At 71.4% G+C, this 22082-nt stretch carries 15 protein-coding genes and 1 tRNA gene; 10 read left to right on the top strand and 6 right to left on the bottom strand.

Going from position 1 to position 22082, the window contains the following annotated elements:
* The first annotated feature begins 232 nt into the window (after positions 1-232).
* The 5 genes from topA to OG698_RS22690 all read left to right on the top strand — a co-directional run bounded on the left by topA (position 233) and on the right by OG698_RS22690 (position 9698).
* Complete coding sequence (gene topA / locus OG698_RS22710; RefSeq protein ID WP_406105038.1) at positions 233-3067, top strand: type I DNA topoisomerase; 2835 nt, start codon at positions 233-235, stop codon at positions 3065-3067.
* A gap of 163 nt (positions 3068-3230) precedes the next feature.
* Positions 3231-6482, top strand: a complete 3252-nt coding sequence (gene tmk, locus OG698_RS22705) for a dTMP kinase (RefSeq protein WP_406105036.1) — start codon at positions 3231-3233, stop codon at positions 6480-6482.
* Between the two features lie 145 nt (positions 6483-6627).
* A complete protein-coding gene (locus OG698_RS22700) occupies positions 6628-7833 on the top strand; it encodes a DNA polymerase III subunit delta' (protein WP_406105035.1) in 1206 nt (401 codons plus the stop codon).
* A gap of 87 nt (positions 7834-7920) precedes the next feature.
* Complete coding sequence (locus OG698_RS22695) at positions 7921-9495, top strand: alpha/beta hydrolase (RefSeq protein WP_406105033.1); 1575 nt, start codon at positions 7921-7923, stop codon at positions 9493-9495.
* A gap of 129 nt (positions 9496-9624) precedes the next feature.
* A tRNA-Thr gene (locus tag OG698_RS22690) sits at positions 9625-9698 on the top strand.
* 121 nt (positions 9699-9819) lie between these two features.
* Here the strand turns inward: OG698_RS22690 and OG698_RS22685 are convergent.
* Complete coding sequence (locus OG698_RS22685) at positions 9820-11427, bottom strand: hypothetical protein (RefSeq protein WP_406105032.1); 1608 nt, start codon at positions 11425-11427, stop codon at positions 9820-9822.
* A gap of 186 nt (positions 11428-11613) precedes the next feature.
* Between OG698_RS22685 and OG698_RS22680 the strand changes: the two genes are divergently transcribed.
* The 3 genes from OG698_RS22680 to OG698_RS22670 all read left to right on the top strand — a co-directional run bounded on the left by OG698_RS22680 (position 11614) and on the right by OG698_RS22670 (position 14201).
* Positions 11614-12075 carry a carboxymuconolactone decarboxylase family protein gene (locus tag OG698_RS22680; protein WP_406105030.1) on the top strand — a complete coding sequence of 154 codons (462 nt, stop codon included), beginning with the start codon at positions 11614-11616 and terminating at the stop codon, positions 12073-12075.
* Between the two features lie 304 nt (positions 12076-12379).
* Positions 12380-12886 carry a SigE family RNA polymerase sigma factor gene (locus tag OG698_RS22675; protein ID WP_406105028.1) on the top strand — a complete coding sequence of 169 codons (507 nt, stop codon included), beginning with the start codon at positions 12380-12382 and terminating at the stop codon, positions 12884-12886.
* Between the two features lie 79 nt (positions 12887-12965).
* Complete coding sequence (locus OG698_RS22670) at positions 12966-14201, top strand: hypothetical protein (protein ID WP_406105027.1); 1236 nt, start codon at positions 12966-12968, stop codon at positions 14199-14201.
* Positions 14202-14376: 175 nt separating this feature from the next.
* Here the strand turns inward: OG698_RS22670 and OG698_RS22665 are convergent, their stop codons facing one another.
* From OG698_RS22665 to OG698_RS22655, 3 genes are all read right to left on the bottom strand, one after another.
* Positions 14377-16068, bottom strand: a complete 1692-nt coding sequence (locus OG698_RS22665; RefSeq protein ID WP_406105025.1) for a bifunctional 3'-5' exonuclease/DNA polymerase — start codon at positions 16066-16068, stop codon at positions 14377-14379.
* A 123-nt stretch (positions 16069-16191) separates the two neighbouring features.
* Positions 16192-17031 carry a nitrilase-related carbon-nitrogen hydrolase gene (locus OG698_RS22660; protein WP_406105023.1) on the bottom strand — a complete coding sequence of 280 codons (840 nt, stop codon included), beginning with the start codon at positions 17029-17031 and terminating at the stop codon, positions 16192-16194.
* Positions 17032-17247: 216 nt separating this feature from the next.
* Complete coding sequence (locus OG698_RS22655; protein WP_406105022.1) at positions 17248-18174, bottom strand: NADP-dependent oxidoreductase; 927 nt, start codon at positions 18172-18174, stop codon at positions 17248-17250.
* A gap of 235 nt (positions 18175-18409) precedes the next feature.
* Here OG698_RS22655 and OG698_RS22650 point away from each other — a divergent pair, with 235 nt between their 5' ends.
* Both OG698_RS22650 and OG698_RS22645 read left to right on the top strand, forming a co-directional pair.
* The gene (locus tag OG698_RS22650) at positions 18410-18700 is read left to right on the top strand and encodes a hypothetical protein (protein WP_406105020.1); all 291 of its coding nucleotides are present in this window, start codon (positions 18410-18412) and stop codon (positions 18698-18700) included.
* Positions 18697-18819, top strand: coding sequence for a LuxR C-terminal-related transcriptional regulator (locus tag OG698_RS22645; protein ID WP_406105018.1), 123 nt, complete (start codon positions 18697-18699; stop codon positions 18817-18819). Before OG698_RS22650 ends, OG698_RS22645 begins: the two co-directional genes overlap by 4 nt.
* A 68-nt stretch (positions 18820-18887) precedes the next feature.
* Here the strand turns inward: OG698_RS22645 and OG698_RS22640 are convergent, their stop codons facing one another.
* Together OG698_RS22640 and OG698_RS22635 are read right to left on the bottom strand one after the other, a co-directional pair.
* Complete coding sequence (locus OG698_RS22640; protein ID WP_406105016.1) at positions 18888-21176, bottom strand: FtsX-like permease family protein; 2289 nt, start codon at positions 21174-21176, stop codon at positions 18888-18890.
* On the bottom strand, positions 21170-22027 hold the full coding sequence (locus OG698_RS22635; protein WP_406105015.1) for an ABC transporter ATP-binding protein: 858 nt from the start codon (positions 22025-22027) through the stop codon (positions 21170-21172). Before OG698_RS22635 ends, OG698_RS22640 begins: the two co-directional genes overlap by 7 nt.
* Between the last annotated feature and the right edge of the window lie 55 nt (positions 22028-22082).

Below are 22082 nucleotides of genomic sequence, written 5' to 3'. Positions count from 1 at the left end.
GTGTCCAGGGCGAGGGCCCGGTGGACGTCCCGGACACCCTGTGGGCACTCCGGGCGGCAGGATCGTCGGTAGTCGGGTTACCGTTCGAGTGGCCGTTGCGGGCTTTTCCCGTTTGACACGGGGGCGGGAGGTACCGTCACACTCCGCAGCGACACCGCACGTACCGCAGTGCCGACCCCCACGTCCCGAGGGCGCGGGGGATCCCCAGTGCCGACCGGAGAGAAGAGCGAAGTTGTCCCCGACCAGCGAGACCGCACACGGCGGCCGCCGACTCGTCATCGTCGAGTCGCCTGCCAAGGCGAAGACGATCAAGGGCTACCTCGGCCCTGGATACGTCGTCGAAGCGAGCGTCGGGCACATCCGCGACCTCCCGAGCGGCGCCGCCGAGGTGCCCGAGAAGTACACCGGCGAGGTGCGCCGGCTCGGTGTGGACGTCGAACACGACTTCCAGCCGATCTATGTGGTCAACGCTGACAAAAAGGCTCAGGTCAAGAAGCTCAAGGACCTGCTGAAGGACTCCGACGAACTCTTCCTCGCCACCGATGAGGACCGCGAGGGCGAAGCCATCGCGTGGCACCTCCTCGAGGTCCTGAAGCCCAAGGTCCCCGTCCACCGGATGGTCTTCCACGAGATCACCAAGGACGCGATCCGCAGCGCCGTCGCCAACCCGCGCGAGCTCAACCAGCGCATGGTCGACGCCCAGGAGACCCGCCGCATCCTCGACCGCCTCTACGGCTACGAGGTCTCGCCGGTCCTGTGGAAGAAGGTCATGCCGAAGCTGTCGGCGGGCCGTGTCCAGTCGGTGGCCACCCGCCTCGTCGTCGAGCGGGAGCGCGAGCGCATCGCCTTCCGCTCCGCCGAGTACTGGGACCTGACCGGCACCTTCGCGACCGGCCGCTCCGGCGACGCCAGCGATCCGTCGAACCTCGTGGCCCGCCTGAGCGCGGTCGACGGCAAGCGCATCGCGCAGGGCCGCGACTTCGACTCGGTCGGCCGGCTGAAGTCGGCGAACGTGCTGGCCCTGGACGAGACGAACGCCCGCGCGCTCGCCGCCGCCCTGGAGAGCACGAGCTTCGCCGTACGGTCCGTCGAGTCGAAGCCGTACCGTCGCTCGCCTTATGCCCCGTTCCGTACGACGACGCTCCAGCAGGAGGCGAGCCGCAAGCTCGGCTTCGGTGCGAAGGCCACGATGCAGGTGGCCCAGAAGCTGTACGAGAACGGCTTCATCACCTATATGCGTACGGACTCCACGACCCTGTCCGACACGGCGGTCTCGGCCGCCCGTGCGCAGGTCACGCAGCTGTACGGCGCCGACTACCTGCCGGACAAGCCGCGCACGTACGCCGGCAAGGTCAAGAACGCGCAGGAGGCGCACGAGGCGATCCGTCCGTCGGGTGATCGTTTCCGCACGCCCGCCGAGACCGGCCTGACCGGCGACCAGTTCCGGCTCTACGAGCTGATCTGGAAGCGGACCGTCGCCTCCCAGATGAAGGACGCGGTCGGTAACTCCGTCACGGTCAAGATCGGCGGCACCTCCGCCGACGGCCGTAACGCCGAGTTCTCCGCCTCCGGCAAGACGATCACCTTCCACGGCTTCCTCAAGGCCTATGTCGAGGGCGCGGACGACCCGAACGCCGAGCTCGACGACCGTGAGCGCCGGCTGCCGCAGGTCTCCGAGGGCGACGCGCTGTCCGCCGAGGAGATCACCGTCGACGGCCACGCCACCAAGCCGCCGGCCCGCTACACCGAGGCCAGCCTGGTCAAGGAGCTCGAAGAGCGCGAGATCGGCCGCCCGTCGACGTACGCGTCGATCATCGGGACCATTCTCGACCGCGGCTATGTGTTCAAGAAGGGGACGGCTCTTGTGCCCTCCTTCCTGTCCTTCGCCGTGGTCAACCTCCTGGAGAAGCACTTCGGGCGGCTCGTCGACTACGACTTCACCGCCCGGATGGAGGACGACCTCGACCGCATCGCCCGCGGTGAGGCCCAGGCCGTGCCGTGGCTGCGGCGCTTCTACTTCGGCGAGGGCGAGGGCTCCGGAGGCGCCGCCGAAGCGGGCAACGGCGACGGCGACCACCTCGGCGGCCTCAAGGAGCTCGTCACCGACCTGGGCGCGATCGACGCCCGCGAGGTGTCGTCCTTCCCCGTCGGCGAAGGCATCGTCCTGCGCGTCGGCCGCTACGGCCCCTACGTCGAGCGCGGTGAGCGCGACTCCGAGAATCACCAGCGCGCGGACGTGCCGGAGGACCTCGCTCCGGACGAGCTCACCGTCGAGTACGCGGAGGAGCTCCTCGCCAAGCCGAGCGGCGACTTCGAGCTCGGCGCCGACCCCGTCTCCGGGAACCAGATCATCGCGAAGGACGGTCGCTACGGGCCGTACGTCACCGAGGTGCTCCCCGAGGGCACCCCGAAGACCGGCAAGAACGCGGTCAAGCCGCGTACGGCGTCGCTCTTCAAGTCGATGTCCATCGACACGGTCACCCTGGACGACGCCCTCAAGCTGATGTCCCTGCCGCGCGTGGTCGGTGCCGACGCCGAGGGCGTCGAGATCACCGCGCAGAACGGGCGGTACGGGCCGTACCTGAAGAAGGGCACCGACTCGCGCTCCCTGGAGACCGAGGAGCAGCTCTTCGCCATCACGCTGGAAGAGGCCCTCGCGATCTACGCGCAGCCCAAGCAGCGCGGGCGCGCGGCCGCCAAGCCGCCGCTGAAGGAGCTCGGCGAGGACCCGGTCAGCGGGAAGCCCGTCGTCGTCAAGGACGGCCGCTTCGGCGCGTACGTCACGGACGGCGAGACGAACGCGACGCTCAGGTCGTCCGACTCCGTCGAGGAGATCACGCCCGAGCGCGGCTACGAACTGCTCGCCGAGAAGCGGGCGAAGGGCCCCGCCAAGAAGACGGCCAAGAAGGCCGCGAAGAAGGCTCCGGCGAAGAAGGCGCCCGCCAAGAAGACGGCTGCCAAGAAGACCGCCGCTTCGAAGACGACGGCTGCCAAGAAGACGACCGCCGCGAAGAAGACGACGGCCAAGAAGGCGACGGCTGCGAAGTCGACCTCTACGGAGGAGTAGTCATCCTCCGGTGGTCCTCTACTGAGGTCCTTCTACGGAGGAGTGGGCACACGGCAGTGTGCACGCGCGCGTGAATGGCGTACGGCCGCCGGGGCGAGTGCCCCGGCGGCCGTATGTTCGGGTGGACCCTCGGGGAGTCAGTGGGTCCGGATAGGCTGGACGAATGACGCGAGCCGAGCAGCCAACGGCCCAGAATCCGGCCCCCGACGACGCCCTGGTCGCAGATTCCCGGGAGCGCGCCGTCCGCGCCCTGCTGCGGGTGCCGCAGCTGAAACGACTGTGGAGCGCCCAGCTCGTGGGCGGCATCGGTGACGCACTCGGGCTTCTCGTGCTCGTGGTGCTGGCCCTTCAGACAGCAGTCTCCGAGGGCTCGTTCGGGGGCGGGTACCGGGGAGTGGCCTTCGCCGTCGCCGCCGTGTTCGGCGCGCGCGTCCTGTCGACGCTGCTCTTCGGAGCCGTACTCCTCGGCCCGCTCACCTCGCTGACCTCCACGGACGGTCCCCTGGACCGGCGCTGGACCATGGTCGGCGCGGACGGCGTGCGGGCCGCGCTCCTCATCGTCGCGCCCCTGTGGATCGACTGGACCCCGGACAACTCCCTGGCGGTCCTGCTCGTCACCGCCTTCGTCGTCGGCGTCGCCGAGCGCTTCTGGACCGTGTCGCGCGAGAGCGCGGCGCCCGCGCTGCTGCCCGCGCCGCCCCTCGAAGGCGCGGCCGTACGCCCGCTGCCCGACCACATGGACGCGCTGCGGCGCCTCTCCCTGCGCACCGGATTCGTGGCGCTGCCCGTCGCGGCCGCCGCGCTCGTCGCCGTCACCCTCGTAGGGAACCTGATCGGGGCCGGGGTCGACTGGTTCGGCCTGCACCAGGCCGCACTCGCCTCCTACGTGGCGGCCGGTCTGTTCGCCGCCTCGCTGTCCGTCGTCTTCTTCCTCGAACTGCCCGACACACAGACCCCGCGCGCGCGGTCGCCGCTCGAGGGCCTGCGCCGCCCCAAGACCGGCAGCGGCGTCGACAAGGGACGCACGGGCGCCGTCCCGCTCCTCGTTCTCGCCTGCGCCGCCGTCGCCGCCGCGATCTCGGCGGCCGTCGCCGTCTCCGTACTGCACGCCAAGGACCTGTCCGGTGGCCCGGTGACCTTCGGGCTGCTCGTGCTCGGGCTCACCGGCGGCACTGTCATCGGCATCCGCTCGGCGCCCTCCGTGCTGCCGTCGCTGTCGCGCCGCAGGCTCCTCGCGCTCGCGATCGCCCTGACCGGCATCGCCCTGCTCGCCGCGGGCCTGGTCCCCGACGTCACGAGCGTGCTGCTGATCGTCACCCTCGCCGGCGTCACCGCGGGCATCGCTGCCAACACAGGGCACACGCTCCTCGACCAGGAGTCCGAGGACTACCGGCGCGCCCGCACGACCGAGCACCTCCAGGCGGTCGTACGGGTGTCCATCGCGGTCGCCGCCGTCGCGGCGCCCCTGCTCGCGGCCGCGATCGGCCCGCACCGGCTGGTCAACGGCAAGTTCGTGTTCGCGCACGGCGGCGCCGCCTTCACGCTGATGCTCGTCGGTGCCCTGCTGCTGCCCGTGGCCGCCCTCGTACTCGCCAAGGCCGACGACCGCAGCGGAGTGCCCCTGCGGCACGACCTGCGCGACGCGCTGCTCGGTGGGAACGACCCGGCGCAGGCCCCCGCAACCACCGGCTTCTTCATCGCCCTGGAGGGCGGCGACGGCGCCGGGAAGTCGACCCAGGCCGAGGCGATCGCCGAGTGGATCCGCGGCAAGGGTCACGAAGTCGTCGTCACGCGCGAGCCCGGCGCGACCCCGGTCGGTAAGCGGCTGCGCTCGATCCTCCTCGACGTGTCGTCGGCAGGCCTCTCGCACCGCGCCGAGGCCCTCCTGTACGCCGCCGACCGCGCGGAGCACGTGGACACCGTCGTACGGCCCGCTCTCGAACGCGGCGCCGTCGTCATCTCGGACCGCTACATCGACTCGTCCGTCGCCTACCAGGGCGCCGGCCGCGACCTGTCGCCGACCGAGGTCGCCCGCATCAACCGCTGGGCGACCGGCGGACTCGTACCGCATCTGACCGTCCTGCTCGACGTCGACCCTCAGGCGGCCCGCGAGCGGTTCACCGAGGCGCCCGACCGGCTCGAATCGGAGCCGGCCGAGTTCCACGCGCGCGTGCGCTCCGGTTTCCTCACGCTCGCCGCCGCCGACCCCGGCCGCTACCTCGTCGTCGACGCGGCCCAGGAGCCGGAAGCCGTCACGACCGTGGTCCGGCACCGGCTCGACATGGTGCTGCCGCTCTCCGACGCCGAGGTGAAGGCCCAGGAAGAGGCCCGTAAGGCCGCCGTGGAGGAGGCCCGCAGGAAGGCCGAGGCCGAGGCCGCCCGCAAGGCCGAGGAGGAGCGCGTCGAGCGCGAGCGGCTGGAACAGCTCGCCAAGCTGCGCGCCGAGGAGGAGGAGCGCAAGCAGCGCGAGCTGGAGGAGGCGCAGCGGCGCGAGGCCGAGCGCCAGGCCGAAGAGGCCCGGCAGCGCGCCGAGGAGTCGCGGCGCCGGGCCGAGGAGGAGCGCGCCAGGCTCCTCGCCGAGGAACAGACCCGGGCCGCCGAGGAGGAGCGCCGCCGCCGTCAGGCGGAGGAAGAGGCGCGCCTGCGCGCGGAGGCCGAGGAACGGCGCCTGGAGAAGCAGCGCAAGGCGGAGGAGGCGCTGCTGCGGGCGGAGGAGGCACGGCGGCTCGCGGCGGCATCTGCGGCAGCTGCTTCTGCGGCGGCCGAGTCCGCCTCTGCCTCGTCCGCCGCTGGGGCGGGGGCTGGGTCCGCGCGTGCTGCCGGGCGTCCGGTGGCCGACAACGAGACCACCGTTCCCACGCCTGTGGTGAAGCCCACGGGTGGGGCGGCCGATGAGACGGCCGTGCTGCCGCCGGTCGGGGATGCCGCTATGGGTCCCGGGACTGGTGGGTCTGGTCCTGACGCCGGTGCTGCCGCCAGGGCTGGGCGTGGGGCTTGGCATGGTGGGGACAACGACGAGACGACTCAGCTGCCGGTGCCGCCGCGTCCCGCGCAGCAGCAGGGCGGGGCGGCCGACGAGACGGCGGTGCTGCCGCCGGTGCGTGATGACTCCGTGGGTGGCGGTGCCGGTGTTGCCGGCGGTGAGCCGGCGGATCGGGTTCCTTCGGGGTACTTCCGTGATGAGCGCCAGGCGTCGGCTCCGTCAGCGGGTGCCGGTGCTGGGTCGAACGACCGTACGCGTGAACTGCCCCAGGTCGACGAGGAGGGCCGACCGCGACAGCGGCCGAGGCCCGACTGGGCGGAGGAGACCCCGCTGGATGACCTGCCGTCGCTGGCGGACGAGTTGCTCGGCGGGCACGACGACGCCGGTGAGGGCGACGAAGGCGCGGGCGGCAGGCGCCGGGGCCGGCGCTGAGCCGACCGCGGGGAAGCTGTTGCCGTCCGGCGACCGATGGCTGGATCGACCAGTGGCTCGGTCGCCGGACGGCGTTGTCAGTGGCGTCCCGCACAATGAATCCGGTAGAGCGAAGTGCCGGAGTTCGACGGTGAGGCGGTAGTCCATGCCCGTATGGGACGACCTGGTGGGTCAGGAGCGCGTGGCCGCGCAGCTCGACGCCGCCGCGCGGGACGCCGACGCGCTCGTCACGGCCAACGCGACGAACGCTCCGCCGCCCGAGGCCTCCAGGATGACGCACGCCTGGCTCTTCACCGGTCCGCCCGGCGCGGGGCGGGCGACCGCGGCGCGCGCGTTCGCCGCCGCGCTCCAGTGCGTCAGCCCGGACCGGGCGCTGGGCGGAGCCCCCGGCTGCGGATTCTGCGACGGCTGTCACACCAGCCTCGTGGGCACGCATGCCGATGTGGAGATCGTCCGTACGGACCTGCTCTCCATCGGCGTGAAGGAGACCCGCGAGCTTGTCCGCAGAGCACAGCTGTCGCCCGCGGTGGGCCGGTGGCAGGTCATCGTCCTGGAGGACGCGGACCGCCTCACGGAGGGCGCGGGGAACGTACTTCTGAAGGCCGTCGAGGAGCCCGCCCCGCGGACCGTCTGGCTGCTTTGCGCGCCCTCCCTGGAAGACGTGCTGCCCACGATCCGCTCCCGCTGCCGCCATCTGACACTGCGTACGCCCGCGGTCGAGGCGGTGGCCGACATGCTCGTACGACGCGACGGCATCGAGCCGGACGTCGCCGCCGAGGCGGCCCGCGCCACGCAGGGCCACATCGACCGCGCGCGGCGCCTCGCCACGGACCCGCGCGCGCGGGCGCGCAGAGCGGCGGTGCTGAGGCTGCCCCTGCGTGTCGACGACATCGGCGGGTGCCTCAAGGCCGCGCAGGAGCTGATCGACACCGCGGCGGAGGACACCAAGCAGCTCGCCGAGGAGGTCGACACCAAGGAGACCGAGGAGCTGAAGGCGGCGCTCGGCGGGCAGAGCGGCGGCCGGATGCCGCGCGGCACGGCCGGCGCCATGAAGGAGCTGGAAGACCGCCAGAAGCGCCGCAGAACGCGTACGCAGCGCGACAGCCTCGACCTGGCCCTCACTGACCTCACGGGCTTCTACCGCGATGTTCTCGCCCTGCAGCTCGGCTCCCGCGTGGCGCTCGCGAACACTGAGGCGCAGGACACCCTGGAGCGCCTCGCCCGCGCGGCCTCGCCCGAGGCCACGCTCCGCCGCATCGAGGCGATCGCCGCATGCCGTGACGCGCTCGACCGCAACGTGGCGCCGCTGCTCGCGGTGGAGGCGATGACGATGGCGCTGCGGGCGGGCTGACAGACCCTCTATTAATTCGATTAACTCGTACGGGGCGCGGTGGCCACACACCGCGACTGGCCGAACGCGGACAGTTAGGCTCGGCTGATGTACTTCAGGCGTCACCATTCCCCTGTCCGAGGCCTCCGGGCCTGTGGAACCCTGCTCGTCGCCGCCGGACTCCTCATGTCCGCCTGCTCACCAGGGAGTTCGGGAAGCACACGGACGGCGGACATCTCGCTGGCCGCGCTGCCCAGGGCGACCCCCGCCAACCTGTCGGCCTACTACGGGCAGTCGCTGACCTGGCGCGAGTGCGGCGTCCCCGGTTTCGAATGCACCACGATGAAGGCGCCGCTGGACTACGAGAAGCCGGAGGCCGGTGACGTCAAGCTGGCGGTGGCCCGCAAGAAGGCCACCGGCCCGGGCAAGCGCCTCGGCTCGCTCCTGGTCAACCCCGGCGGGCCCGGCGGCTCGGCGATCGGCTACCTCCAGTCGTACGCCGCCCTCGGCTACCCGGCGGCGGTCCGCGCCCGCTACGACATGGTCGCGGTCGACCCGCGCGGCGTCGCCCGCAGCGAACCGGTCAAGTGCCTCGACGGCAAGCAGATGGACGCCTACACGCAGACCGACGTCACGCCCGACGACCAGGCGGAGACGAACGAACTGTCGGCGGCCTTCACGAAGTACGCGGCCGGCTGCGAGACGAAGTCCGGGGAGGTGCTGCCACACGTCTCCACGGTCGAGGCGGCCCGCGACATGGACATCCTGCGCGCGGCACTCGGCGACGACAAACTGAATTACGTCGGGGCCTCGTACGGCACATTCCTCGGGGCGACCTACGCGGGGCTCTATCCGGAGCGGGTCGGCCGCCTCGTCCTGGACGGCGCGATGGACCCGGCCCTGTCCGCGCAGGACATGAACCGCGACCAGACGGCCGGCTTCGAAACGGCGTTCCAGTCGTTCGCGAAGGACTGCGTACGGCGCTCCGACTGCCCCCTGGGTACTGGGAGTGTCGCCGACGCGGGCAAGCGCCTCAAGGCCTTCTTCGCCGACCTGGACCGCAACCCCATCCCCACCGGCGACCCCTCGGGCCGCAAGCTCGGCGAGGCCCTCGCCACGACCGGCGTGATCGCGGCGATGTACGACGAGGGGCAGTGGACGCAGCTGCGCTCCGCGCTCAGCTCGGCGATCAAGAACAAGGACGGGGCGGGCCTGCTCGCCCTCTCCGACAGCTACTACGAGCGCGACAGCGACGGCACGTACGCGAACCTGATGGCGGCCAACGCGGCCGTGAACTGCCTCGACCTGCCGCCGTCCTTCAAGAGCCCCGACGACGTGAAGTCCGCCCTGCCGTCCTTCGAGAAGGCGTCCCCGGTCTTCGGCGACGGTCTCGCATGGGCGGCACTGAACTGCACGTACTGGCCGGTGAAGGCGACCGGCGAGGCTCACCGCATCGAGGCGAAGGGCGCCGCCCCGATCGTCGTAGTCGGCACGACCCGCGACCCGGCCACCCCGTACCGCTGGGCACAGTCCCTCGCCGGCCAGCTCGACTCCGGCACGCTCCTCACCTACGAGGGCGACGGCCACACGGCGTACGGCCGCGGCAGCGACTGCATCGACTCCGCGATCAACGCGTACCTCGTGGACGGCACCCCACCCAAGGACGGAAAGCGCTGCTCATAAGGGGTGCGAGGGCACTTTCCGACGCCCCGGGACACCCGTCCCGGGGCCTCGACAGGGGGTGTGCAGAGCACCCCCGAAAACTGTGTAGACTTGGCGACGTTGCTGACCGCACCATGGTGCAGACGGCGCGCCGCCTTAGCTCAGATGGCCAGAGCAACGCACTCGTAATGCGTAGGTCTCGGGTTCGAATCCCGAAGGCGGCTCTGTAGAAGCCCCAGAACTCACTCGCCGTGATCTGGGGCTTTTGCTTGTTCTGGGGAACGTGCTCGGGTTCTTGTCCTGCTGATGGCGAATCCGGTGCCGGCCGGTGCGTCTTGTCCGGGGTCAGCGGCCGTTGAACAGGGTCCACATCAGCTCGGGCGGCAGTGACGGATTGGTGGCTGCGGCCGCCGCGACGTGTGGGTCGTCGTCTGCAAGGAGTTCGGCGATGACCGCCGGAGGCAGAGCCGGGTGGGCGGCGGCCAGGGGTCTCGCCCGGACGTCCGACAGGCAGGCCAACAGCGCCGGGGCGGTGGCGTTGCGGTGGCGGGCTATCTCGCGGAGCAGCTTCGGCGCGGGTGAGCGGTGCTCGACCTGGTGTGTCAGATCGGCCAGGAGTGATGGTGTCGCGCCGGGGTTGGTCGCCACCCTGGCGATGACCCGGGCCCCGTGCCGGTCCACCATGGCGCGCAGCTGCGCTTCGGAGAGGCCCGGATGAGGGGCGACGGCCTTGAGGACTTTCGCGTCGGGATCAGCGGCCAGGGCATCCCGGATCCCGTCCGGCAGATCGCGTCGCGCGGCGAGCAGCATGCGTACGGCCGGATACGGCGACGCGGCCAGTTCCTCGACCTCCGCGAGCGAGGCGGCGGCGATACGGGGCAGCAGTACGGATCCCGTCTTCGTGGTGCCTGCCAGGGAGATGAGGATGTCCAGCGGCACGCCCGCGTTGTGCGCGAGTCTGCGTTGAACGTCGTGGCCGGGGTCGGTGGCCAGTTCGCGCATCAGGGGTTCGCCGATCGATGGATTCGCGGCGAGGTCGGCCCGGACGCCGGGGACGGGATCTTGGGCGAGCCGGGCGTACGTTTCCGGGGGCAGCCCGGGGCGGGAGGCGAGCGTCCAGCGGAGCACGGCTGACGGGTGGTTCGCGAAGGCTGCGGCGGCTTCGGCGGGCGTGGCCGGGTTCTGGAGGGCAAGACACTGCATCGCGTGCACGGTGGATGCGTGGGTGACGCCGTCGCACGAGGCGTCTGGCGGCAGCGTGCAGTCCGGGATCGGGCACTGCGGATCGTGCACGAAGGACGTCGTTTTGCTGTCGCAGACGACGCACGCCTGCGCGGGAGGGAGCACACCTTCCGTGATGAGTGCGGCCAGTACAGCGGGGGGTGTCCGTTCGTTCGCAGCGACGGCGCGGCGCACGTCGGCGTGCGGATGCCGTGCAAGTAGGATGGCCATGGCGGGTGTTGTGCATGACGCGAGTTCAGCGACGACGCGTATGTCGGGGTCGCCGGCGAGAGCTTCCGTCACGTCCGACGGCAGATCGGGGCATGCCGCCAGCTTCTCCCGGTGCATGACGACGGGATCGGTTGCGAAGGTTCGGACCCATGTCTCGCGACCGGCACCTTCGTCCAGCAGAGCGAGCGCGGCGAGCGGCCGGGCCGCAGGGTCGATGTCGTCAGCGGCCAGAAGGCCCGCGTATGCCAGCCGCACCGCGGCGTACTCGTCGAGGGAGTCCAGGGCCGCGGCCTGCGCGTGGGTGAGGTCGCGGCGGTCGGCGAGCTCATTGACGAGGTCGCTGAGCGAGTCGCCGGCGGGGCTGCTGACGAGGGCCCCGGGGGTGCCGCCGGCGGGGGTGTTGCGGGCGGCGGCGGTCAGCTGGTCGATCAACTGATCGATGAGGTCGTTGGGCAGGGCGGTATTGGCGGCGAGCCCGCACAGGACGAGGTCGGGGGTCACAGGGGCATCTTCCCTGGCCTTTGCGGTGTGTCGCTCACGTGGGGCGGGCTGTGGAGATGAGGCCCGCCGTGTTGGTGGGCCTCTTTGCTGGGCATGGCGAAGATCTTCGTTCAGGTCGTCACACTCCTGCGTCGGGGTCCGTCAGTTCATCGAAGGCAGAGAGACAGAGCTGACGGAGGACAAGACATGACTGTTCAGGCGCGTATGGAGAGTCCGGCCCAGCTCATTCCCGGGGCTATGCAGCCCGTGCTGGCGCTTCTGAAGGCCACCCGTGAGGGCGGCGTTCCCGGGAGCACGCTCGAACTGGTGCATCTGCGGGCCAGTCAGATCAATGGGTGCAGCTACTGCGTCGACGCCGGCGTGCGCAGTGCGCGTAAGGCCGGGGAGAGTGATGACCGACTGTTCGCCGTCGCCGCCTGGCGTGAGGCGCCGTACTTCACTGACGCCGAGCGGGCCGCGCTGGCCCTTGCCGAGGCGGTGACCCGGCTTGCCGACTCCACGGACCCGGTGCCGGACGCGGTCTGGGACGAGGCCGCCCGTCACTACGACGAGCGCGGGCTCGCGGCGCTGATACTCGTGATCGGCGTCACCAATCTCTTCAACCGGTTCAACGTGACCACCCGGCAGCCGGCGGGCGCGAGTTGGTAGGGCGGGGAGCTGTGCCGCTCCACCACTGCGCGCTTCGTCCGTAGGCGATAGGGGATAGGCGATTCCCTGGCTCTATCACGCGAGTTCAGGGTTCGGAGCACGTGAGTTCAGAGTTGATTACGCGGCCCGGTCCGGCGGGCCCACCTCGGCTTGAGGTGGGCCCGCCGGACCGGGCCCCGTCGTATCGTGCGGCGGATCGTAGAGTGCGCGCCGCAAGATCTCGGTTGGAACGCGGCGTCGCTGAAACATCCCGTCCGCCTCACCGCATCTAAAAGGTGTGGGGCGATGAGGGGGAGGGCGCCTGATGAGGCGGTCCAAGGAGAGTGGGTTCCGGGAGTTCGCGGAGGCCCGGACAGGACACCTGTTCCGTTCGGCATGCCTGTTGACCAGTGGCGATACGCACTTCGCCGAGGATCTGGTGCAGGAGACGCTGGGGCGGATGTACGTGGTGTGGGGGCGGTCGTCACGGGTCGGGAACCCGGCCGCGTACGCCCAGACCGTCCTCATACGTGCCTTCCTCGCGCACCAGCGGCGGCGTTCCGCGCAGGAGCGGCCCAGCGATGAGCTTCCGGAGACCTCGGACAGCACGCCGGGTGACGCCTCGCTGCGGATCACTCTTCTCGAAGCGCTGCGACAGCTGCCGCCGAAGGACCGGGCAGTGATCGTGCTGCGGTACTGGGAGGACCGGTCCGTGATGGAGACCGCGGAGATTCTGAACGTCAGCTCGGCGGCGGTGCGTACGCGGAGCACGCGGGCGCTGGCGCGGCTGCGGGAGCAACTGGGCGGCAGCGTAGCCGAGTTCGCCGCGTAATGAGCTTGACTCGATCTTGTGTGAGGAGTGGTGGTTCGGCATGTCAGGAACAGACGAAGACCGTGACCAGGAAGCTTTCGTGGGTGACCTCGGGGAGGCCCTGCGGATAACCGGTGAGACGTTCAACGCCGCGGGTGGGCCGCTGGTCGACGGTGGCGTGGCACGCGGCCGGCGCAGGTTGCGGCGCAGGCGGGCCGCGACCGTCACCGGGAGCTTCGCCGCGCTCGCCGCGGTCGGATTCGGCGCGTCGTACGCCGCCGGGGCCTTCGGGGCCGAGGCCGGGCACGGCAGCCCGGTGGCCGCGCAGCCCAAGCCGGGCAGCACGACCAAGGGGAAGACGAGCACGCCGGGTGAAGGGCCGCAGTTCTCGGCCAGCCATCTGATCAAGACCCTCGAAGGGTTGCTGCCCGACGGCAAGTTCAGCGGCGAGTCGGGCCGCGGTACGGAGGACGAGCTCGGGCCGCTCGCCTCGGTCGTCTTCGACGACGGCAAGGGCAAGGCGGCCATCGGGCTGAGTCTGGGCCGGGTCGACCCTGAGAGTACGAGGGTCGCGGAACAGCTCGCCTGCCCCGAGAAGGTCTACACGCCGTACGACTCCTGCTCGAGCAAGACGCTGACCGACGGCTCCAGGCTGCTGCTCCTGCAGGGCTACGAGTACCCGGACAAGCGCGCGGACACCAAGTGGTGGCACGCGTACGTGGTGACGCCGGAGGGCTTCACCGTCGATGCCAGCGAATGGAATGCGCCGGCGGAGAAGGGTGAACCCGTCTCCCGGGCCGAACCGCCGCTCAGCACCGCACAATTGAAGTCTTTGGTGACCTCGAAGGAGTGGCGTCCGATACTGCGGGCGCTGCCGAAGCCGCAGGACGAGCCCGTGCAACAGCCGGTGCCGCAGGCCGCGAGCGGCGACACCATCCTCGAGAACCTCACCTCGCTGCTGCCGAAGAGTGCCAAGGTGACGACCCGCCAGGGCGACGACGGCTTCGCGTACGTGGTGGTGAACGACGGCAAGGGGGCGAGCCTCGTCCAGGTCAATGTGCAGCCGAACATGTCGGATGTGGAGGGCGAGCTCTTCGGCTCCGGTGCGCAGACCCTGCCCGACGGCACGAAGGTCGTCACTCATCAGGGGCCCGGCGAAAAGGGGGGCCAGGGCGTGGTGATGTGGACCGTGGACACGATCCGCAAGGACGGGTTCCGCGTGGCGATATCGGCGTTCAACTCAGGCACGCAGAACACCGCGGCCACGAGGACGACGCCCGCGCTGACCATGGCACAGCTCAAGGCGATAGCCACGAGTGAGAAGTGGGAGGGGTAGGGCGGCGACGAGGGACACTCTCGGTCCTTGGTCCTTGGTCCTTGGTCCCTGGACTTTGGTCTTTGGTGCTCGGCGACTGCCGACCGGTGAGCAGTATGTGCTGGTCAGTGATGGGTGATCGGTGGCCGCCGGGCTGTGAGCTCCGGGGTGTCGTGAGTGGCCTTGTGGAAGGACGTCACTTCGCGTCGGCGTAGCACTTCACCACTGCGGTGGTGAAAGGGAAGTGGACCGGGGTGTCGCCGAATGTGAGGCGGCCGGCCAGTTCCGCGGCCGTGCGGATCGCCGCGGTCACTGCTTCCGCTTCCTCTTCCGGGCAGTGCACGATCACCTCGTCGTGCTGGAAGAAGACCAGTTCCGCCGCCATCCCGGTGCAGGACTGGCGCAGGGCGGCGAGCATCAGATCGGCCCAGTCGGCGGCGCTGCCCTGGACGACGAAGTTGCGGGCGAAGCGGCCGCGGGCGCGGGAGTTCGAGGAGGCGTAGCCGGGGGTGAACTCGGTGTCTCCCGATGCCTGTTCGGGCGTCGGGCCGTCCTGGGGGATGCCTGCCTCGTCCTGGTCGCCGGCGCCGGCGACCGGTGGGCAGGTGCGGCCGAGCCAGGTCCGCACGAGGCGGCCCTCCTCGCCCGCCCGGGCGGCGTCGTCGACATAGGCGACGGCTTGCGGGAAGCGGCGGCGGAGGGCGGCGAGGTTCTTGAGGCCGTCGCCGGACGTCTGTCCGTACACCGCGCCGAGCACCGCCAGCTTTGCCTTGGCGCGGTCACCGGAGAAGGCCCGGTCGGAGACGGATTGATAGAGGTCGGTCTCTCGCCCGGCGACCTCCATCAGGCCGGGGTCGCGGGAGATGGCGGCGAGGACGCGGGGTTCCATCTGGTCGGCGTCGGCGACGACGAGGCGCCAGCCCGGGTCGGCGACGACGGCACGGCGGATGACCTTGGGGATCTGGAGTGCGCCACCGCCATTGGTGACCCAGCGTCCCGTGACGGTGCCGCCGGGCAGGTACTCGGGGCGGAAGCGGCCGTCGCGGACCCAGTCCTGGAGCCAGGACCAGCCGTGTGCGGTGTAGATCCGGTACAGCTTCTTGTACTCGATCAGGGGCCGCACGGCCGGATGGTCGATCGACTCGATCTCCCAGCGGCGCGTGGACGTGATCTTCACGCCGGCCTGGGCGAACGCCTTCACCACGTCGGCGGGCAGATCGGGGCGCACGCGACGGCCGAACGCCTCGGACACCTCGTCGGCCAGTTCGGCGAGACGGCGCGGTTCGCCACCGCCCGCGTAGCGCTCGCCGAGCAGCTCGTGCAGTACGGAGCGGTGCACGTCGGCGCTCCAGGGGAGGCCCGCCGCGTTCATCTCGGCTGCCACGAGCATGGCCGCGGACTCGGCGGCGGTGAGCAGCCGCATCCGGCCCGGGTGGGCGGTGGCGTCGTGGCGGCGCTGCTGATCGGCGTACACCTCTATGAGGTCTTCGAGGGGGACATGGACGGGTTGTGGTTCGAAGAGGGAGGACTGGGAGCCGGGGGTCGCGGCTCGTTGAGGGGGGTCCGGGGGGACGGCCGTGCCGTGGACCCTGGCCAGGGCGGCGGCCGCGGAGCGGGGTTCGCCGAAGCGGCCGGCGTGGCCGAGGAGGAGAGTCTCGGCGTCCTCGATGTCGTAGCAGCGTGGCACTCGGACGCCCGCGGCGAGCAGGCGGGGGTAGACGGCCGCTGTCGATCGCCAGATCCAGCGCGTGACGTCGGGGCGGGAGCGGACCGCTTCCGCGAGGCTGGGTTCCTGGCGGATTGGGGCGGCGGGTGCGCCGTCGGCACCGAGCGGCGCGAGCTGGGCTCCGCCGTCCTCGGTGGCCGCGATGGCCCACTTCTCGGTCATGTCGGTGAGTCTTACACCCGGCACTGACAGCGCCGGGGGCGTCGGGACCGGCGGGGCGGTGGTGGTGCTCGTAGAGGTGACGGCGGGCGCCCGCCCGGGCGTGGGGCTGGGCCGGAATTCCGGTCAGCTGTCGCCGCCCTCGTCGATCAGGCGGCGGACCTCGCGGTCGATCAGGCCGAGGCGGGCCTCCGCGACCAGGGGGACGACCCTGCGTTGCCGGCGGGCCTCGTGGAGGTCGATGTCGATTGTCACCAAGCTCGGTTCCCAGTTGGGGGCCTGGGCCACGACCGTCCCGCGTGGGTCGACCACGCGGGAGCCACCCCAGAAGGAGGCGCCATGTTCATTGCCGACGCGGTTCACGAAGACGACCCAGCACTGGAGCATCTTCGCGGTGTAGGCGAGGAGCGTGTCCCAGTACAGGCCCGTGTCCATGGCCTCCGGGTCGAGTGTCGCCGCGCTGTTCGCGGGGACGATGACGACCTCGGCGCCGTCCTGCACGGCGAGCCACGGCAGGACCGGCTGCCAGGCGTCGTTGCAGACGAGGGTCGCGGCGCGGCCGTGGCCGTGCGGCAGGTCGTACGCGCGCAGTTGCTGGCCGGGGCTGACGTGCTTGCGCTCTTCCCAGGCCAGGTAGTTCGGCAGGTACAACTTGCGGTGGGAATGGAGGAGTTGGCCACCTGCGTAGTAGGCGGCGGTGTTGTAGGCGCGCAGGCTGGTGTGTTCGTGCAGGCCGATCACGACATCCGCGCCGAGCGTCGAGAGGGCGGCCAGACGCGGGTCCGTCACCGGGAGGGAGACGTCCTGGCGCAGGGCGCCGAGGTGATAGCCGTGCAGGCTCAGCTCGGGGAAGACCACGAGGTCGGCGCCCTGGGCCGCCGCCTGCTCGGTCTGCTCCCGGGCGACGGTCAGGTTCGCGTCCACGTCGCCGAGCACACAGTCGGTCTGCGCAAGCGCCACTCTCATCCCCCGAGCGTCGCAGTGTCCGGCGGAGTCGGCATCCGCAGGGGCGGGTGGCGTCATGGTTGGCGGAGGCGGGATCCGTGTGGGCGGCGCGTACCGGCGACCCTGCGTGTGCTGGGCCCGCGCCGGCTCACCCCACGAGGATCACCAGGACTGACCCTGCGTGTGCTGGGCCCGCGCCGCCTCACCCCACGAGGATCACCAGGACCACCTGTCGCCTCACCCCACCAGCAGCACCAGCTTGCCCCGCACGTGGCCCGTCTCGCTCAGGGTCTGTGCCTTGGCCGCGTCGCGGAGGGGGAACGTGTCGGCGATCGAGATGTGGAGTTTGCCGTCCGCGGCGAGTGCGGCCTGGTGGGTGAGGCCCTCGCGGGCCTTGGCACGGTCGGTGCCGCCGGACGCGAAGGTCACGTCGTACTTGGCGGCGTCAGGGTCGGCGATGGTGACGACCCGGTCCGGCGTGCCTCCGCGGAGTTCGACCGAGTCCGCGAGCGCGCCCTTGCCCGCCGCGTCGAACACCGCGTCCACGCCCTGCGGGGCCACCGCGCGCACCCGCTCCACAAGCCCGTCCCCGTATGCGACGGGGATGGCGCCGATGGAGCGCAGATACTCGTGATTGGCGGGGGAGGCCGTGCCGATCACCGTCGCGCCGAGGGTCACGGCCAGCTGCACGCCCGTCGAGCCGACCGCGCCCGCGGCGCCGTGGATCAGCAGCGTCTCGCCGCTGCGTACTCTGAGCAGGTCGAGTACGCGCTGGGCCGTTTCGCCGGCGACGGGGAGGGTGGCCGCCTCGGCGGGTTCGAGTCCGGTGGGCCGCGGGGTGACGGCGGAGGCCTGGGCCAGGGCGTAGGCGGCGTACGCGCCGGTCTCGGTCCAGCCGAGGACTTCGTCGCCGACCGAGAGGCCGGTGACGCCCTCGCCGAGCTCGTCGACGGTTCCGGCGAACTCGTTGCCGGGTACGGCCGGCAGGGAGGTCGGGAAGGCCTGCTCCATCCAGCCGTTCCTGATCTTGTACTCGATGGGGTTGACCCCGACGGCCGCGACTTTCACCCGGACCTGGCCGGGACCCGCGTGCGGCTCCTCGATGTCGCGCTTGAAGCGCAGTACCTCGGGTCCGCCGAACTCCTCGAAAACGATGGCTTCCATGCCGGTCTCTGCCTCTCACTTCGCTGCTTCGTCGAACCGGGCGGGGCTGGTCCTGCCGGTGTCCTCTGGTGTCCTCCGGTGTTCCCTGGCGATCTCGTACGTTCTCTTGCGTTCTGCAGAGTTACGTTCTCCAGAGTCGATCGTCGCCGGGGGCGGGCCTCCCCGCCCTTCGCACCGTCCTGCCTGTCCGAAAGACCGACCTACCGGCGCCCGTCCGGGGCGGACGCTCGAAGCCATGGCCCATCCCATCGGTCCCGCACGCACACCCTCGGCAACCGCGCTCGCCATGGCACAACCACCCGAGACGTTCATGGATTCCGCGGCAGTCACGGGTCGGGTCGGCGCGCGCCTCGATGTGCTTGGCGGCCGGCTCGACGTGGACGCGGTGCCGGGCTGGGGTACGACGGTCACGGCGATGGTTTCCCCCACCGCGCCCCGCGCCGCAGCCGCCCACCCCCTGGCCGACCTCGGCTCCGTGAGCTGGAGGTCCTCTCCCACCTCGCCCGGGGCCACCGCAACCGGGTGATCGCGCAGGACCCGCACATCAGCGAGTCCACGGTGAAGTTCCAGGTGGTGAACATCCTGTCGAAGCTGGAGGTGGCGTCCATGGGCGAGGCTGCGGCCATGTTCCACGCGGCGGCGTGACAAGGGCGGCACCCACCTCACTCGGCGCCCGCTGCCCCGTCACCCGCTGCCCCGTCACCCGAGCGCTCTCACCCGCGCACACCATTCCGGCGCCCCCATCCCGCGCCCAGCACCCCCGCCCCCACAGCGACCACCGCACACACGCCCACGGCCGAACCAACGACACCCCACGGCACAACGACCCCAGGCCTATTCCCAGCCCCAATCCCAATCCCACTCCCAATCCCACTCCCGATCCCAGTCCCAAGCCCCGCCCCCGCACCGGACCCGGGCGCGAGCAGGCCGAGCGCAGCCGCGAGTCCTCCCAGGTTGAGCGCGGTGACGGCCAGTCCGAGGGCCGTGCCGGCCGCGACCGCGACCAGTGCCTCGCCGGCGAGCATCCACCTGACCTGGGCTCGCGTGGCCCCCGCCCGGCGCAGGGCCCGCAGCTCCCCGTCCCGTACGGACGCGGCCATCAACTGCGTTCCGGCCAGCGAGATTGCCGTATAGGTGAGGGCGATGCCCAGGAGGAGCAGCATCCCTTGCCGGGTCTGGGGTTTGACCCGGGGGTGGGTGGCGTCGAGCCAGGCGGCTGCGGTGCGTACGCGCACGTCGTGTCCGGACGTGGCCGCTCGTAGCGCGCCCGCCGCGGTGGCGGGTGAGGCGTCCGGCGTCAGGCGTACGTCGATCCGGTCGACCGGGGCCGCGCCCGCGTTGGCCATGGTGAGGTACGCGCCGTTGTCGCCGGTGCCGCGCGCCAGGGCGGCGGCGATGCGGAGCGTGGTGCGGCGGCCGTCGCCGAGCCAGACGGTCAGGCGGTCGCCGACGCGGTGGTGTTCCCACTCCTCGTTGACGACGATGGAGCGGTCGTCGAGGCGGCGTATGTCTCCGGCGACGACGGGAAGGCGGCTCGTCGCGGCGAGGGCCGCGGGGTCGCTCACGGCTCGCGCCTCGGAGCGGACGAGGGCGGTGCCCTCCTCCCGTACGAAGACCGCGGTGGAGGCGGACGGGGACACGGCGGCCGCGCCCGGAACCGGCCGCCGTGCAAGGCTCAACTCATCGCCCGTAGCGATGAGTTGGGCGTGCATCTGTTCGCTCGCCTCCTGCGCCTTCGCCGCGCTCACCGACTCCGCCGAGCCCATCAGGGAGCCGGCGAGCGCCACCGTCATCAGGACGGGTGCGGCGACCGCGGCGGTGCGGCGGACGGAGGCGGCGGCATTCTCGCGGACGAGGAGCCCGACCGCTCCGGGCAGCCGGAGCAGCCGCAGCACCGGACGCACAAGGAGCGGGGCGAGCGTGGCCGCCGCCGTGATGAGGATCATCGGCTGGGTGGTGTACGTCTTGCGCTTCAGGAGCGCCGACGGGTCGGTCCAGAGGGTGTGGACCGTCAGGCCGAGTCCCAGGGACAGGAGTGCGGCGCCGGCGATCCGGCGGCTCCACGGCATGACGTCCGTGTCCACGTCGGCGTCCCGCAGCGCTTCCACCGGGCCGATGCGTCCGGCGCGCCGCGACGCGGCCCAAGCTCCCGCGATCGCCACGAACAGGCCGGTCCAGAAGGCGAGTTGGAACGGCCACGAGGCCCAGTAGGACCAAGAGGTCCAGGAAGTCGAGAGCGCCGCGCCGCTGCCGCTCACGGTGAACCACGTGGGCGCGATTCCGTTGTCGATCAGCGCCCGGGCGAGCAGTGGGGCACCCCAGGAGCCGAGGGCGCAGCCGGTGGCGCTCGCAGCGACCCCGACCGCGAGGGCCTCGGTGACGAGCTGCCGCCGTACGCGTCCCGGCGTGGCGCCCGCAAGCCGCAGCAGCCCGAACTCCCGCCTGCGCAGGGCGACGACGAACGCGAACGTCGACGCCGTGACGAAGACGGCGACGAACGCGGAGACCCCGCCGGCCGTGCCCAGCATCGCCCGCACCGCCACGACCGCCTGCGCGTCGCGCTCCGCGCCCGGGTCCGCCAGGCGCCGTGCCGCGCCGGTCAGGACCTGCGCCCGGTCGCCGACCACCTCGCGTACGGCGGCGGCAGAGGCGTCTACGCCGACCGCGTCCGGCGCGAGATGATCACGGTGAACGGTGCCCAGATCGGCGAGCTCGCCAAGCAATTCTTTGTCCACAGGCTGTGGATAGGGAATCTTCTTCGTGTCCCGGGCGCGGTTCGGGCCCCGGTCGACCTCTACGGTCAGAGTGTCATGTGGCATGACCACGACAGGCTGCGCGGCGAATCGCTGTGGCTTGCCCGGAGGTGGGTCGGCGGCCGCCGCGAGCCCCAGCCCCATGCTCGCGACCAGGGCCACCCCGAGCGCGACGGCTACGAACGCCCCCGCGAAGAGATGCCGACGCGTCCGCAGATTCGCCCAGGCGGAGGTGAGTGTGGTCAGCATGCGTCCACCTCCTTGCCGAGCGACGCGTTGTCGGTGTTACCGGCGGACACGAAGCGAATGCCGGTGGACGTGCCCCCCGCACCCCCTTCAAGTCCCGCACCCCCCTCAAGCCCTTCCGGCACTTCCAGCCCCTCCAGCCCCTCCAGTCCCGTCATCCGTGCAGCGACCGTCTCCGCGTCCGGTGCCAGAAGCTCGTCCACGACCCTCCCGTCGACCAGGAACACCACCCGGTCCGCGCGGGCAGCGGCCACCGGGTCGTGGGTCACCATCACCGTCGTCTGGCCCTCCCGGTCAACCAACTCCCGGAGCAGAGTGAGGATGTGGCGTCCGGTTGTCGTGTCGAGCGCGCCCGTCGGCTCGTCGCCGAAGAGGACGGCCGGCCGGGTGATCAGGGCGCGGGCCAGGGCCACCCGCTGCTGCTGGCCGCCGGAGAGCTGTGAAGGGCGGTGCCCCGCGCGCTCGGCGAGGCCCACGCGGCCCAGCGCCTCGCGCACCTCCGCGCGCGAGGGCCGCCGCCCGGCGAGCCGCAGGGGGAGCGCCACGTTCTGCGCGGCGGTGAGCGCCGGCAGCAGGTTGAAGGACTGGAACACGAAACCGATCCGGTCCCGGCGCAGGAGCGTGAGTGCCCGTTCGCCGAGTCCGGTGAGGTCGGTCCCGGCGACGGTGACGGTGCCCGACGTCGGACGGTCCAGGCCCGCGGCGCACTGGAGGAGCGTCGACTTCCCGGACCCGGAGGGCCCCATCACGGCGGTGAAGGTCCCGGCGTGGAAGTCGAGGTCGACCCCGTCGAGGGCGGTGACGCCGCGGTACTCGCGGCGTACGGCGGTGAGGCGCACAGCGGGTGTGGTCATGCCTCAACCCAACCGCCGCGGCGCCCCGCGAACACGACCACTGGGGGGCGTCTCG

It is taken from the genome of Streptomyces sp. NBC_01003 (genome assembly GCF_045162695.1).
Taxonomy (GTDB): Bacteria; Actinomycetota; Actinomycetes; order Streptomycetales; family Streptomycetaceae; genus Streptomyces.
This window is presented reverse-complemented; position numbering and strand designations above follow the sequence as displayed.

Bases quoted from the DNA above. Each gene is read 5' to 3' on its own strand.
- tmk (WP_406105036.1), top strand. From the start codon at position 3,231: ATGACGCGAGCCGAGCAGCCAACGGCCCAGAATCCGGCCCCCGACGAC.
- OG698_RS22700 (WP_406105035.1), top strand. From the start codon at position 6,628: ATGCCCGTATGGGACGACCTGGTGGGTCAGGAGCGCGTGGCCGCGCAG.
- OG698_RS22695 (WP_406105033.1), top strand. From the start codon at position 7,921: ATGTACTTCAGGCGTCACCATTCCCCTGTCCGAGGCCTCCGGGCCTGT.
- OG698_RS22680 (WP_406105030.1), top strand. From the start codon at position 11,614: ATGACTGTTCAGGCGCGTATGGAGAGTCCGGCCCAGCTCATTCCCGGG.
- OG698_RS22675 (WP_406105028.1), top strand. From the start codon at position 12,380: ATGAGGCGGTCCAAGGAGAGTGGGTTCCGGGAGTTCGCGGAGGCCCGG.
- OG698_RS22665 (WP_406105025.1), bottom strand. From the start codon at position 16,068: ATGACCGAGAAGTGGGCCATCGCGGCCACCGAGGACGGCGGAGCCCAG.
- OG698_RS22660 (WP_406105023.1), bottom strand. From the start codon at position 17,031: ATGAGAGTGGCGCTTGCGCAGACCGACTGTGTGCTCGGCGACGTGGAC.
- OG698_RS22655 (WP_406105022.1), bottom strand. From the start codon at position 18,174: ATGGAAGCCATCGTTTTCGAGGAGTTCGGCGGACCCGAGGTACTGCGC.
- OG698_RS22650 (WP_406105020.1), top strand. From the start codon at position 18,410: ATGGCCCATCCCATCGGTCCCGCACGCACACCCTCGGCAACCGCGCTC.
- OG698_RS22640 (WP_406105016.1), bottom strand. From the start codon at position 21,176: ATGCTGACCACACTCACCTCCGCCTGGGCGAATCTGCGGACGCGTCGG.
- OG698_RS22635 (WP_406105015.1), bottom strand. From the start codon at position 22,027: ATGACCACACCCGCTGTGCGCCTCACCGCCGTACGCCGCGAGTACCGC.